The organism is Gottschalkiaceae bacterium SANA, from assembly GCA_036323355.1.
Lineage (GTDB): Bacteria > Bacillota > Clostridia > Tissierellales > GPF-1 > GPF-1.
Map to the genome: position 1 here is coordinate 2,952,160 of AP028876.1, position 13,092 is coordinate 2,965,251.

The window sequence follows — 13,092 nt, forward strand, 5'->3', positions numbered from 1 at the left end:
GAAGAAATTAAATAATTGGCAATAAAATACACCTTTCGCAATAGCGAAAGGTGTATTTTATTATTCTCTTATTCTGCATTTTCAATTGTAATTAATTTTAATGGAATATTGATTTTTGCTTCTACGGATTCCCCGTCCAATACTTTCATGGCTGTTTCTAACGCCTTATGAATTTGGACATCGGGCTGCTGCATAACAGTTGCTGCCATTTCACCATTTTTAACTGCTTCTACCGCATCTGCTGTTGCATCGATTCCATAAACCTTGATCTCCGCTAGTCGACCTGCTGCAATTACCGAACGTACAGCGCCCAAAGCCATTCCATCATTATGGGCATAGATCGCGTCTAACACGGGGTTGGATTGAAGAATATCATCCGTTACGCTTGCGCCTTCTTCTCGAGAGTAGTTTGCTGTCAACGATGTAACAACTTCAATATCGGGTGCATTTTCTTTTAAGTAATCTACAAAACCCGCTTGACGATCCAATGCAGAAGGAGCACCTGCAATGCCTTCAAGAATAGCTACTTTCCCTTTTCCACCCAGGTCTTTGACTAATTGTTCAGCATCCAACATTCCAGCTTCTTTGTTGTCAATGTCCAAATGTTGCAAGACTTCACCCAAGTTTGAAGGTCTTGTTACCGTAATAACAGGAATACCAGCTTCATTCGCTGCCAATACAGCTGTACCAACTGCATCTGAATCTACAGGGTTTACCAATAAAATATCAACTTGTTTGGTAATAAAATCTTCAATTTGTGTTGCTTGCGTTTCTGCATTGTCTTGGGCATCCAATGTAATTAACTTGATTCCCATTTCTTCAGCCTTTGCAACCGCCGCATCATTCATGGTTACAAAGAAATCATTGGCAAGGGTTGAAACAGCGAAGCCCACAACAACTTCATCCGACTCTCCACCTGCAGAACTAGATTGACACCCTGCAAAGCTCATGGCACACAGAATACCAACCAACAATAGTACTAACAACCTCTTTTTCATTTTCCTTCCTCCTTCAAATCTTTCATTACTCATTCTAAGCCTTGCTATTCTTTCTCTTAAGCAATACTGCTGCTAAAATGATCGCACCCTTTACAATCTGTTGAAAAAACGGACTTATACTTAGCATATTCATTCCATTATTAATAATCCCAATAATCAATGCACCCAGAGCAGTTCCTGTTATGGTGCCAATTCCGCCAGAAAGGGAAGCTCCTCCTAAAATCACGGCAGACAAGACATCCATTTCCATGCCTGTACATGCCGTAGGTGATGCCGTTAACAATTTAGATGTTGTCATAACCCCACCGATCGCACACATCATACCTACAATAACAAAACTCAATACCTTATAGCGGTTATTAGGGATCGTCGATAATGTTGCTGCTTCACTATTTGCACCTATTGCCTTTAAATAGACCCCATGTTTGGTCTTATGTAGAATGAAATATCCAATAATAAGTAGAATTACCGCAACGATACTTGATACGGGAACGCCTAATATATGTTTCGCTCCTATGAATGAAAAACTCTCTGGCAGTCCCGAAAAAGGTTTTCCCTGCGTCCAGACCAAACCAATTCCTCGAATAATCCCCATAGACGCCAAGGTAACAATAAAAGATGGAATTCGACCATAGACTGTCATCACTCCATTAAATGAACCAACCGCAATACCAATAATGATTGCCGCCAGCATCCCCATTGATTGTGATCCTGTCGTGGTGATCACCCAGGCACAAGCGATGCCCGCTAATGCTGCTGTTGAACCAACAGACAAATCAATCTCACCAACCAAAATCACACAAAGCATGCCGATGGCAATGGTTAATACAACCGAGATTTGACGCGTTACATTTAAAATGTTCTTTGCGGTTAGAAAATACTTCGATGAAAAAGAAAATAACACACAAAGAATGACCAAAATCAAAAGCAAACCAACTTCACCCTTGAGGATTTTCGCTATTTTGTTCCAAGTAGACTTATTCTGATCCATTGTTTCAACCTCCTAAAGACAGGGACAGAAGTTTTTCATTGGTCACTTCTTCTGGTAGAAGTTGGCCGACCACCTCACCTTTTCTCAATACAAGAATCCGATCGCACAAATCGATTAATTCTTCGAATTCTGACGACATGACAATGACACTTTTATCATTCTGGCTCAATCCCCGAATTAAATCGTAAATTTCAGTTTTCGCACCAACATCAATGCCGCGTGTCGGTTCATCCATCATAATAATCTCGGGATCACTCATTAACCACTTGGCTACAACAACTTTTTGTTGATTTCCGCCCGATAAGTTCTTCACGGGCATATTAACTTGCAATGGATTCACTTTCAATGATTCACCCATTTTTTCACTCAATTGATTCTTCTTCTTTTGATCAAGTAAGCCCAATCCATTCTCAATTTTTTCTATACTTGAAATAATCATATTATTAGCAACGCTATCTTCTAAAAAAAGCCCCTCTTTCTTCCGATCTTCAGGCACAAGCGCGATGCGATATTGCTTGGCATCTCGCGTACTCGACAAGGTCACCACTTTCCCCTGAATCAGAATTTCACCACTTTCTGCTCTTGCATGACCAAACAAGCTATGGGCCAATTCACTTTTCCCGGCACCCACAATTCCCGTTACACCAAGAATTTCAGATTTCTTAACGGATAAGCTGACCGGTGCCTGCATGCAATCTGTTTTGTATGCCCGCAATTCCAACATGACGGCCTTACCGCTTAAATCTTTTGATTCTCTACTTCTCTGGCTTCGAATCTCACGCCCAATCATACTCTTAATCAATTGTGTTTGACTCACTTCCTTCATAACGAAGGTATCGATCTTTTCTCCATCTCGAAGCACCGTGGCGCGGTCACAAATTTTGAATACCTCCTCCAGATAATGAGAAATGTAAATCATCGTCACCTTGTTTTCTTTTAAATTCTTCATGATCTTAAACAAGGTTTCCACTTCGACCTTGCTCATGCCCGTCGTCGGTTCGTCCAACAACAAGATTTGTGAATCAACTGCCAAGGCCTTTACGATTTCAACAATTCGCTTTTGCCCCATACCCAAATCAGAAACCATCGCTCTTGGGTTAATATCGATGCCAAACTTGTCTAAATAGGCTTGACTATTGGCATATAGGGTCTTGCGATCACAAACACCCATAAGACCCTTCGTAGGTTCATTTCCAAGATAAATATTCTCCGCCACGGTTAAGGACTCAATCAAACTCAGTTCTTGATAGATTGCTGCAATCCCCTTCTTTCGCGCATCTTTTGGTGTCCTGATCTCTACCTCTTCATCTCGGACAAAAATCTTGCCATCATTGGCTTCATGAACACCTGTAATAATTTTTATCAAGGTCGATTTTCCTGCACCATTCTCACCCAAAAGAGCATGTACTTCGCCCCGTTGTAACTCAAAATCTACTCCCTTTAAAGCTTGGATTCCGCCGAAGTTCTTTCTAATGTTCTCTAACTTCATTTCCAACTTCGCCATCGCCCCTCCCTTCTCTCTACACGCTTACACGACTCGTCATTGCATGATGGATAATACTTCTTCTCGATTTGGAATCGATGATTGAGCACCCTTGCGAGTTGTACTAATGGCTGCAGCCGTCTTTGCGTACTTTAAGCATGCTGTAAAAGATTCGTCCATGGACAATGCCGCTGTAAACGCACCAATAAATACATCGCCAGCCGCAGTTGTATCTATACTTTCTACCTTTATGGGATCAATCCAGTAAAAGACCTGATCAACATAGGTGGCAGCACCTTGGCTACCTAAAGAAACGATCGGTGTTTGAAAGCCTTTTGCTTTCAAGGCATCCAAAGCTAACTTTGCGCTCGCTTCATCCGTCACCTTAATGCCGGTTAAAATTTCTGCCTCTGTTTCATTGGGTTTTGTATAATCAACCAGAGCAGCAATCTCGTCAGGGATCCCTCCTGCTGGTGCGGGTGCCGGATCTAAAACTACAAGTAGACCTTTGCTCTTTGCCAATCGAATGGCTTCATAGACTGTTTCCGTTTGAATTTCCATCGTAATCAACAGAATATCCGCCTGATCAAATATATGAGCGTTTGCTTGTACATCCGCTGGGGACAAGAGCTGATTTGCACCCGGTGTGAAACTGATGGAATTCTGTCCGGATTCATCCACCCAAATCATAGCAACCCCTGCGGTCGACCCTTCTTCAATCAGAATCGAATGGGTATCAACAGAAGCCTCTTTTTGCTTACTGATCAATTCCTGACTAAATCCATCGTCTCCAAGCTTTGTGAAATACGAGACTGCTCCACCTAATCGAGCTGCGGTTACAGCCTGATTTCCACCCTTTCCACCAGGAAAGGTTTGAAAATTGTCCGTCATAATCGTTTCCCCAGGAGAGGGGAATTGCTGCATAAACATAACCAAATCGATATTGATGCTTCCCATGCATAATATCCGTTTACCTAAAGTTTGCGTCATTTAATTTCACCTCGCAGACTTTCCACTTCCCTCATAAAGGCTTGTGTTCGCTCTAAGCTGATCGGATTTTTCCATTGCCCTTCTTCTTTAAACCAGCTACCTACAATAGCACCGTCAGCAACCCGCAAAAGTTCTTTAGCATTCCCTGTAGATACACCGCTGCCTAACAAAATTGGCAGTTTCACTGCGGCTTTACAGCTTTCAACACGCTCAACGGATGGTGGCTTTCCAGTGTCAAACCCGGTTACAATAATGGCATCTCCACCCTGTGCTTCTACATCCATAGCCTGTTCCTCTACGCTTCGATCATGGATAATAAAGTGACTGCCATGCTTTACATTCACATCACACAAGAAAGCAATTTCTTCAGCACGTAAACGATTTCTCATGCGTGCCGCCTGCCCTCCCACGGCCTCAATGTAACCCGATTGTGAGATAAATGCATTACACCATTCAAACACGCGTATCCATTTTGCATTTCCTGCAACACCACATGCCAATGCTGGTAATGCACCATTCATATGACATTCGACTCCAACAGGAATCGATACATGTTTCACAACTTCATGTAGTCCTATCGCTAATGCTGCGGTTGTTTCAAAAGAAATTTGATCTCCTTTCAGATAAGGGATATCCCACATGTTTTCAACCTGAATACCATCTACGCCAGCAGCTTCCAGAATCTTCGCTTCCTCAACTGCAATGGATATGATCTTTCTCATATCCATTACCGTTGGATCATAAAGAGGGGAGCCAGGCAATGGTCTCAAATGTACCATGCCGATAATCGGTTTCTCGTTCGTAAAAATCGTATTAATTTGCACCCTCAAAACTCCTTTTTAAAAATTCACACCAGCAACCAGAATAATATAGCTAAAGGGTGTTCGTTCACCCGTTCGCACAAAGGCTTTCACTTCTTCACCATTCAATGATCCGTTCAACCAAAGATCTTTCATCTCCACGTGAGGGATAACGTTTTCTATCAACGCATTCCCTTTGTTTTGAAAACCATCAATAGTTTCTTTAAATTGTGCATATGTAGCAGGGCTGACAGATTTTGTTTCTTCAGAAACGATATATTGCTCCACTTCCAGTTCTTCCAAAACCACCCGCAAAACATCATTGACGACTGGAATATTTTCTGTCACAGCAAGATCAATGGTTGTCGTCATTTCATGTCGCGGAAACGGGCATCCCACATCACCAATCAAGATCATATCCCCGTGACCCATCTTTGCAACAACTTCTGATAATTTCGTGTTATAAATTCCTGTTCTTTTCATTTCTTCCTCCTTATAGTTAGTTAATCGATTAACTAAGTTTTCTATTAAAACGGCAGCCGTTCGTCCGATTGCCGTTCTACTAGTTTCGAATTTAATACTACATAATTTCCCTTTAAGCTTTCCTTGCCTTCGATTGCATCCAACAACAATTGTGTGGACATAGCGCCCAACGACTTGGTTGGATTATCGATGGTGGTTAATCGCGGGTGAATAAAATTAGAAAAGAAGATATTGTCATACCCGATCACTGCAATATCTGCCGGAACTCGAAGTCCCATATCCCTTATGGCTTCCATGGCGCCCCATGCCATAATGTCACTGCTTATAAAGGCGGCTAACTGTTGATCCTGCTTATAATTTTCTAAATACTTTTTCATCACTTCATAACCTGCTTCAAAGGAAAAATCACACTGAAGTATTTCAAGATCCGAGTCTGAAAATCCTTGATCTAGAATAAATTCCTGAAAGCCCATCAATCTTTTTTTCGCATTGGGAACGATGTCCACTGGACCAGCCATGCAAAGAAATTTCTTGAACCCCTGATCGATAAACCGCTTGGCAACCTGAGTTCCGCCCTCATAGTTATCTGCAAAAACAAAAGCAATATTCTTTTCTGTATCAAATGCGGGCCGGTCAACAATCACCATGGGGACCGGACGTTTTTTGTTCAACTCTCGATCTTTCATTCTAGGAGCAACATTGATAATTCCATCCACGCCATTCTCAATAAATGTATTGATGATTTTTCGTTCCTTCTCAACACTTTGATCGGAATCACACAAGGTGATATGATAATTTTCTTTATTGGCTACCTTCTCAGCATATTTCACAATCTCGCCAAAGAAAGGGTTTGTAATATCCGGTACAATTAGCCCAAAACGAAAGCTTCGGTTTACTTTTAAGCTCCTGGCAATTGTATTGGGTGAATAATCAAGTTCCTCCATTGCCTTGGTGATCTTTTCAATCAACTCTGGACTAACATATTTCTTCCGAGTGATCACATTTGATACCGAAGCGGTGGAAACGCCTGCTAGTTTTGCAACATCTTTAATCGTTGCTCTCATATATACCATCCTCATTTTCCTGTAACTCGTTATCAGTTAATCGTGTAACTGTAATTTCACTATACGCCCCACTAGTCTATTTGTCAAACTTTTTTCAGAATTTTCAACACTAAGTGAGATACAACATTAACTTTTGCTCTACTAAAAGTGACTCTATATCCACTTTCTAATCTGTGTTTGAACCTTCTGTGTCACACCCAAAATATCTGCATATTCGTATAAATTTCGCATATCATTTTTGGGGTCTCTTAGGTATCGCCGGATGGCATGCTCAAAAGTATTCGCATCCAATCGATCTTGATATTTCACAATATCACACACCACACGTTCCCGATCAAAAATCTTCACCCGTTCATCTTCAATCTTGATCGTAACCAATCCAACATGCAAAAACTTCTTTTCCTGAAAAATAGGCTCAATAAATAGATTGTCGATACAGTATTGGCTCTGATCACTGTCTTGATCAACTGTAAGCTGCCAGGCAGAGGGTTTTTCATCTATATATCTATAAACGTATAAGGCGCTCTCCAAGGAGATTACCGCATCAGGAAAATGAGTAGAAATTATGATTTCTTCTTTGATTTTATCGACTTCACACATCCTTGCACCTCACCATCTAAATTTCACTTTTCTCAAGTAATTTATTCCATTTTATCACAACAACCTTATATAAATAAACAAAATATGTTTTTTTCTAACATTTATTCTCTTTTATCCATTCGTTGAGGCTAAAGACCCAAAATACGCTTAAAAAAAGATGAATACCCCTTATTTTCTATCAAAAAAAGAGACCAACCCATGGTGAGGCAGTCTCTTTAACAACTTGCTGGTCATATTGTTTCGATTGACAAGCTCTACTTTTTCATTAGTGCCAAAGCACTTTCCACTTGCAAGGAAACCCCAATCGGGATACAGTCCTCATCGGCATCAAAGCCCTTGTTGTGAAGAGAAACCCTTGTCCCCTTGGCTTCGTTTCCGCAACCCAGATGATAGAAGGATGATGGAACTGCTTGGGCAAAATAAGCGAAGTCTTCGCCTCCCAAACTGGGAAATTCTACCCATCCAATATTCTCTTCGCCTAAGAGATCACTTGCAAGACCCTTAATGACATCCGTAACTTCTCGGTCGTTAACCACGCCGATATAACCCGCTCTAAGCTCAAAATCAACACTTGCTCCAAAGCTTTCCGCAATGGAGGATGATAAATCCTTCATTAGCTTTTCCGCCTTGCTTCTAGTTTCCCAACTCAGGGTGCGCAAGGTGCCCGTCATCTCCACCTGGTCCGGAATAATATTTGGTGCCGTTCCCCCGTGAATGGAGCCAATGGTTAACACCGCGGAATCCAATGGCCCCACCGCTCGACTCACCACCATTTGCAAGGCCGTCACAATCTGTGCGGCAATCGCAATAGGATCAATCGCCAGTTGCGGAACAGCAGCGTGACCGGATTTGCCTTTTACTGTAATCAACAACTTGTCGGTGATCGCTGTTAAAACACCATATTTCATTTCAATTTTACCCGTATCAACATGGGGCTCAACATGCAATCCAATGACATGATCAACCTTGGGATTTTCCATACATCCTGCAGCAATCATCCGTTTCGCCCCACCAACCGCTTCTTCAGCAGGTTGAAAGAAGAGCTTGATCACGCCCGAAAAATCTTCTTGTCTTTCTTTTAATATCTTGGCGGCACCTAAAAGAATAGTAGCATGCATATCATGGCCGCAGGCGTGCATCACCCCATCGTTGAGTGAATGGTAGTCTCGTTTTTTTACTTCCTGAATGGGCAGAGCGTCGATATCCGCTCGCATACCAATGACCTTGCCGATACCCGCCTTCTTGCCTTGAATGATCCCCACAACGCCCGTATCCGCAATACGGGTATGTTCAATGCCCAAAGCATCCAAATGCTTTTCAATCTGCTTTGCGGTTCGATACTCCTTGCCGCTCACTTCCGGATGCATATGGAAATCCCGTCGAATCTCCACCAATTCCTCAAAGAGTTCCTGCGCTCTTTCCCCTATTTCTTGCATGCTTCTCCTCCTTTTTCGTACACCACTTGACCATCAATGATGGTCAACAGAGGCTCCGATGACATTTCCAAAGGATTTCCACTCCACACAACCACATCCGCATCTTTGCCGGCTTCCAAACTACCAATGCGATCATCCAATTCCAAAATTTTTGCCGGGTTAATCGTAATCATTTTTATGGCGTCATCAAAAGTAGCGCCAGCCTTTACCGCCATGCCAGCCATCATGTTCAACCGCTGAATGGGCGTAACTGGATGGTCTGTCATAATCGCCACCAAGACCCCTGCCTCTTGAAGAACCATGGGCGTATCAAAACTTTTATTGACAACCTCCATCTTGCCTTGGAATCCAAAGCTTGGCCCGGTAATCGCCGCCACGCCGGCTGCTGCAATATGTCGAGCGATTAAATGGCCCTCTGTGCAGTGTTCCAGGGTCAACTTGCAATCAAATTCCTTGGCAATGCGAATCGCTGTTAAAATATCGTCCGCACGATGGGCATGAATCTTCAATGGAATCTGGCGACGAATCACAGGCAACATGGCCTCTAATTTAAAATTAATCGGCGGTCGCTTTAAGGGATCGTCACCTGCATATCGGATTCGTTCTTCGTACTCACATGTCTTCAACAGGGTTTCCCTCAACACGGCGGCATTCCCCATCCTTGTCATGGGGCTCTTGCCCTTGTCACCATAGGTGCGCTTAATATTTTCTCCAAAGGCGCACTTCATGGCCAAGGGAGCCTTGACGATCATCTCGTCAATCGAATCTCCATGGGTCTTAATCACACAAAATTGACCACCGATGGTATTGGTAGATCCAGGGCCAGAAGCAAGACTAGTCACTCCACCCTCTACGGCATCACGGAAAGCTGGATCCAAAGCATTGATTCCATCGATTCCTCGCAAATGCGGAGTCACCGGGTCAGTCTTCTCATTGACATCCAGCCCTGCAAAGCCGACACCCGTCTCAACAATACCCACATGGCAGTGCGCATCGACCAAACCCGGTAAGATCCAGGCACCCTGGGCATCAATTACATCGGCTCCAACCGGTGCTTCAATCTCTGCCCCAACAGCTCTAATCTTCGACCCTTCAATCAATACGCAACCCTTTTCATACTTTCTATCTGTAGCCGTTATGACTTTTCCATTTTTAATCAACAACATCACATTTCGCTCCTTTGCCGCTTAAGCACCTAAGAACTTCATCATAATGAATCCCGCTAAAAAAAGCGCGAGAAGGGTAATGATCAGTTTTGGAAGAACCATTCGGTAGATCGCGATGGATAAGGCAATTACATCCTTATAGCCCACAAGAACCTTTCGATTATCATCTTCCTCTATTGAATTATTCTCTTCCTCTTTGAAATTCATTTTGTCTCCTTACTTCACCAAATGACACCACACCGTATGCCCAGGCTCCACTTCCACCATGACCGGAGCCACTTGTGAACAAATCGGCATGGCTTGTGGGCATCTTGTATGGAATTTGCAACCCTTTGGTGGATTCGACGGACTCGGCACATCGCCTTCCAATATAATCCGATCCTTGACTTCCGACGGATGAGACCGCGGAACCGCAGAGAGAAGAGCTTGGGAATAAGGATGCATGGTATTGCTAAAAAGCTGTTCCGACGTTCCGATTTCCACAAAGGAGCCCAGATACATAATCCCCAAACGGTCGCAAAAATAACGAACCAGACTCAAGTCGTGAGAAATAAACAAGTAGGTGAGTCCCATGCTTTCTTTCAGTTCTTGCATCAGTGTCAACACTTGGGCTTGAATGGAAACATCCAAGGCCGCCGTCGGCTCGTCTGCAATAATAAACTTAGGGTTCAAGGCCAAGGATCTGGCAATGCCAATCCGCTGTCGCTGGCCACCCGAAAACTCATGGGGGTACTTGGTCACATTACTCTTGTCCAATCCGCAGATTTCCAAGAGTTCTTTGGTTCGCTCCAAGGCTTCTTCTTTTCCCATAATCTTATGTTTGATCAAGCCTTCCGATACGATGGCGCCAATACTCATGCGGGGATCCAAAGAAGCAAAGGGATCTTGAAAGATCATCTGAATATTTCGTCGCATCTCTTGCATCTTTTTCTTTTCGATAAAGTATTTCTTATCAACATCAAAAATCACTTGACCGTCAAAGACTACCTTGCCAGCAGTTGGCTTGTAGAGATTGGAAATCGCACGACCCGCCGAAGACTTGCCGCATCCGGATTCACCGACTAGGCCAAAAATTTCTCCCTCGCCAATGGAAAAGGTGATGTCATCCACAGCCTTCACATCGCCAACTTTCTTTGAAAAAACGCCACCGTGAATCGGGAAATATTTTTTAAGATTGGTGACTTCAATCAATGGTTTGCTCATTGTTTTCCCTCCTCTCGTCATATAGCCAACAACGCACCTTGTGATTGGGTGCAAGATCTATCAAGTCTGGCATTTGTTCTTGGCAAATCGGCATGCAATGCTTGCACCTCGGTGCAAACGCACAACCCTTTGGCAAATTGTTTAAGGGTGGAACCATGCCCTGAATGCATTGAAGAGATTGGCCTTTTTTTACATTCATCACCCGAGAAGAAAACAATCCCCTCGTATAGGGATGCTTCATCTCGTCAAAGAGAGTCACCGCGTCCGCTTCTTCCACAATTCTTCCCGCATACATAACCGCAACGTCATCCGCCATTTCGGCAATTACGCCCAAATCATGGGTAATGAACATCACAGACATATCAGATTCCTTGGTCAAATTTCTCATCAAATCCAGAACCTGCGCTTGAATGGTTACATCCAGCGCCGTTGTTGGCTCATCAGCAATCAAGAGTTTTGGACCACAGCTTAAAGCCATAGCAATCATGACACGCTGCCGCATGCCACCACTCAACTGGTGAGGGTACTCGTTAATCACCTGTTCTGCTCTGGGAATTTTCACCTTTTTTAAAAGCTCAACACATACCTTTCGATTTTCTTCACCCTTCAATCCCCGGTGAGTCGCTAGCGATTCTCCAATCTGGTTGCCTATGGTGAATACGGGATTCAAAGCCGTCATAGGTTCCTGAAAAATCATAGCAATGTCGTTGCCTCTTACTTTTTGCATATCAAGTTCATCCAACTGAACCAGGTCTTTTCCCTCAAAGAGCACTTGACCCGTATCGATAAATCCCTGATTCTTGGGAAGCAAGCGCATAATGGAAAGGCTGGTTACACTCTTGCCACAACCCGATTCGCCTACCACGCCCAGGACTTTTCCCTTTCTAATGGTAATATCGACATGCTGAACCGCTGTCAATTTTCCTTCAGACGTTTGAAATGAGGTTGTCAGATCCTTCATTTCTAATAAAATTTCAGACATATCCTCACCCCCTATCGTTTCAATTTCGGATCAAATGCATCCCGAAGCCCATCGCCAAGAATATTAATGGATAAAATGGTCATAAGAACCATCATTCCAGGCGGAATCCATAACCACCAATGAAGTCTGAGCGATCTCAGGCTCTGTGCTGCCGCCAGCATATTTCCCCAGCTTGGCTGTGGTTGCTTGACACCCAATCCAAGAAAACTCAAGCCTGCTTCAGAAAGAATTCCAACTGCAATTCCCAATGTCGCATAGACGATGATCGGCGCCAAAACATTGGGCAAGATATGTTTGATAATAATCTCACGCGCTTCCAAACCCAAGGAGATGGCCGCTTCAATAAACTCTCGTCCCTTGATCGCCATCACTTCCGCCCGCACGATGCGGGCAATCTTGGTCCAACTTAAAACCCCCGAGATCAACATAACATTATAGATACTCGGCCCCAGCACCGCTGCAATAGCAATAGCAATGACAAAGAAGGGGAAGCACATAAAAACATCCACAATCCGCATAATCAAATTGTCGATCCAACCCCCATTATAGCCGGCAATTGCCCCCAATAAAACACCAATGATCAGGGAGATGGCCGTTGATACGAGACCGACACTCAAAGAAACCCGTCCTCCATAGACCAGGCGAGTAAAGGTGTCACGTCCCAAGTCATCGGTTCCCAGCCAATGTTCCGCGCTCGGTTTTTGATAGCTGTTAGCCATATCGATTTGATCCCGATCATAGGGCGTCAACAGGGGTGCAAAAATTGCAATGAGCGTTAACAGTATTAAGATGAACAAGGCAGCAACTGCCATTTTATTTCGTCTAAGTCTTTTATAGACAATCCCCATGGGAGAAAGACTCTTTGCATCAAGTTCTTGTGTACTCATACTCAAATC

14 protein-coding genes are annotated in these 13,092 nt (G+C 43.5%); all 14 read right to left on the reverse strand.

The window, feature by feature from the left end:
• Positions 1–68: 68 nt before the first annotated feature.
• A complete protein-coding gene (locus AC25CA_RS14405) occupies positions 69–998 on the reverse strand; it encodes a substrate-binding domain-containing protein (RefSeq protein ID WP_486814529.1) in 930 nt (309 codons plus the stop codon).
• A 34-nt stretch (positions 999–1,032) separates the two neighbouring features.
• Positions 1,033–1,989, reverse strand: a complete 957-nt coding sequence (locus tag AC25CA_RS14410) for an ABC transporter permease (protein WP_486814530.1) — start codon at positions 1,987–1,989, stop codon at positions 1,033–1,035.
• 4 nt (positions 1,990–1,993) lie between these two features.
• Entirely contained in the window at positions 1,994–3,493 is a 1,500-nt protein-coding gene (locus AC25CA_RS14415) for a sugar ABC transporter ATP-binding protein (RefSeq protein ID WP_486814531.1), read from the reverse strand.
• A 36-nt stretch (positions 3,494–3,529) separates the two neighbouring features.
• Complete coding sequence (rbsK, locus tag AC25CA_RS14420; RefSeq protein ID WP_486814532.1) at positions 3,530–4,462, reverse strand: ribokinase; 933 nt, start codon at positions 4,460–4,462, stop codon at positions 3,530–3,532.
• Entirely contained in the window at positions 4,459–5,286 is an 828-nt protein-coding gene (locus tag AC25CA_RS14425; RefSeq protein WP_486814533.1) for a BtpA/SgcQ family protein, read from the reverse strand. Before AC25CA_RS14425 ends, rbsK begins: the two co-directional genes overlap by 4 nt.
• Positions 5,287–5,301: 15 nt before the next feature.
• Positions 5,302–5,745, reverse strand: coding sequence for a D-ribose pyranase (gene rbsD / locus AC25CA_RS14430; protein ID WP_486814534.1), 444 nt, complete (start codon positions 5,743–5,745; stop codon positions 5,302–5,304).
• A 44-nt stretch (positions 5,746–5,789) separates the two neighbouring features.
• The gene (locus AC25CA_RS14435) at positions 5,790–6,809 is read right to left on the reverse strand and encodes a LacI family DNA-binding transcriptional regulator (RefSeq protein WP_486814535.1); all 1,020 of its coding nucleotides are present in this window, start codon (positions 6,807–6,809) and stop codon (positions 5,790–5,792) included.
• 153 nt (positions 6,810–6,962) lie between these two features.
• Positions 6,963–7,409, reverse strand: a complete 447-nt coding sequence (locus AC25CA_RS14440) for a type IV toxin-antitoxin system AbiEi family antitoxin domain-containing protein (RefSeq protein WP_486814536.1) — start codon at positions 7,407–7,409, stop codon at positions 6,963–6,965.
• 254 nt (positions 7,410–7,663) lie between these two features.
• Positions 7,664–8,845, reverse strand: a complete 1,182-nt coding sequence (locus AC25CA_RS14445; RefSeq protein ID WP_486814537.1) for a M20 metallopeptidase family protein — start codon at positions 8,843–8,845, stop codon at positions 7,664–7,666.
• Complete coding sequence (locus tag AC25CA_RS14450; RefSeq protein WP_486814538.1) at positions 8,833–10,011, reverse strand: amidohydrolase; 1,179 nt, start codon at positions 10,009–10,011, stop codon at positions 8,833–8,835. Before AC25CA_RS14450 ends, AC25CA_RS14445 begins: the two co-directional genes overlap by 13 nt.
• Positions 10,012–10,032: 21 nt before the next feature.
• Complete coding sequence (locus AC25CA_RS14455) at positions 10,033–10,218, reverse strand: hypothetical protein (RefSeq protein WP_486814539.1); 186 nt, start codon at positions 10,216–10,218, stop codon at positions 10,033–10,035.
• A 9-nt stretch (positions 10,219–10,227) separates the two neighbouring features.
• The gene (locus AC25CA_RS14460) at positions 10,228–11,214 is read right to left on the reverse strand and encodes an ABC transporter ATP-binding protein (RefSeq protein WP_486814540.1); all 987 of its coding nucleotides are present in this window, start codon (positions 11,212–11,214) and stop codon (positions 10,228–10,230) included.
• Positions 11,195–12,196 carry an ABC transporter ATP-binding protein gene (locus tag AC25CA_RS14465; RefSeq protein ID WP_486814541.1) on the reverse strand — a complete coding sequence of 334 codons (1,002 nt, stop codon included), beginning with the start codon at positions 12,194–12,196 and terminating at the stop codon, positions 11,195–11,197. Before AC25CA_RS14465 ends, AC25CA_RS14460 begins: the two co-directional genes overlap by 20 nt.
• A gap of 11 nt (positions 12,197–12,207) precedes the next feature.
• Positions 12,208–13,083 carry an oligopeptide ABC transporter permease gene (gene opp4C / locus AC25CA_RS14470; protein WP_486814542.1) on the reverse strand — a complete coding sequence of 292 codons (876 nt, stop codon included), beginning with the start codon at positions 13,081–13,083 and terminating at the stop codon, positions 12,208–12,210.
• Positions 13,084–13,092 lie beyond the last annotated feature (9 nt).

What these genes read in the sequence shown, in the direction of transcription:
- AC25CA_RS14455 (WP_486814539.1), bottom strand. Translation starts at nt 10,218, where the DNA reads ATGAATTTCAAAGAGGAAGAGAATAATTCAATAGAGGAAGATGATAAT.
- AC25CA_RS14415 (WP_486814531.1), bottom strand. Translation starts at nt 3,493, where the DNA reads ATGGCGAAGTTGGAAATGAAGTTAGAGAACATTAGAAAGAACTTCGGC.
- AC25CA_RS14410 (WP_486814530.1), bottom strand. Translation starts at nt 1,989, where the DNA reads ATGGATCAGAATAAGTCTACTTGGAACAAAATAGCGAAAATCCTCAAG.
- AC25CA_RS14405 (WP_486814529.1), bottom strand. Translation starts at nt 998, where the DNA reads ATGAAAAAGAGGTTGTTAGTACTATTGTTGGTTGGTATTCTGTGTGCC.
- rbsK (WP_486814532.1), bottom strand. Translation starts at nt 4,462, where the DNA reads ATGACGCAAACTTTAGGTAAACGGATATTATGCATGGGAAGCATCAAT.
- AC25CA_RS14460 (WP_486814540.1), bottom strand. Translation starts at nt 11,214, where the DNA reads ATGAGCAAACCATTGATTGAAGTCACCAATCTTAAAAAATATTTCCCG.
- AC25CA_RS14440 (WP_486814536.1), bottom strand. Translation starts at nt 7,409, where the DNA reads ATGTGTGAAGTCGATAAAATCAAAGAAGAAATCATAATTTCTACTCAT.
- AC25CA_RS14445 (WP_486814537.1), bottom strand. Translation starts at nt 8,845, where the DNA reads ATGCAAGAAATAGGGGAAAGAGCGCAGGAACTCTTTGAGGAATTGGTG.
- opp4C (WP_486814542.1), bottom strand. Translation starts at nt 13,083, where the DNA reads ATGAGTACACAAGAACTTGATGCAAAGAGTCTTTCTCCCATGGGGATT.
- AC25CA_RS14435 (WP_486814535.1), bottom strand. Translation starts at nt 6,809, where the DNA reads ATGAGAGCAACGATTAAAGATGTTGCAAAACTAGCAGGCGTTTCCACC.
- AC25CA_RS14450 (WP_486814538.1), bottom strand. Translation starts at nt 10,011, where the DNA reads ATGTTGTTGATTAAAAATGGAAAAGTCATAACGGCTACAGATAGAAAG.
- AC25CA_RS14465 (WP_486814541.1), bottom strand. Translation starts at nt 12,196, where the DNA reads ATGTCTGAAATTTTATTAGAAATGAAGGATCTGACAACCTCATTTCAA.
- rbsD (WP_486814534.1), bottom strand. Translation starts at nt 5,745, where the DNA reads ATGAAAAGAACAGGAATTTATAACACGAAATTATCAGAAGTTGTTGCA.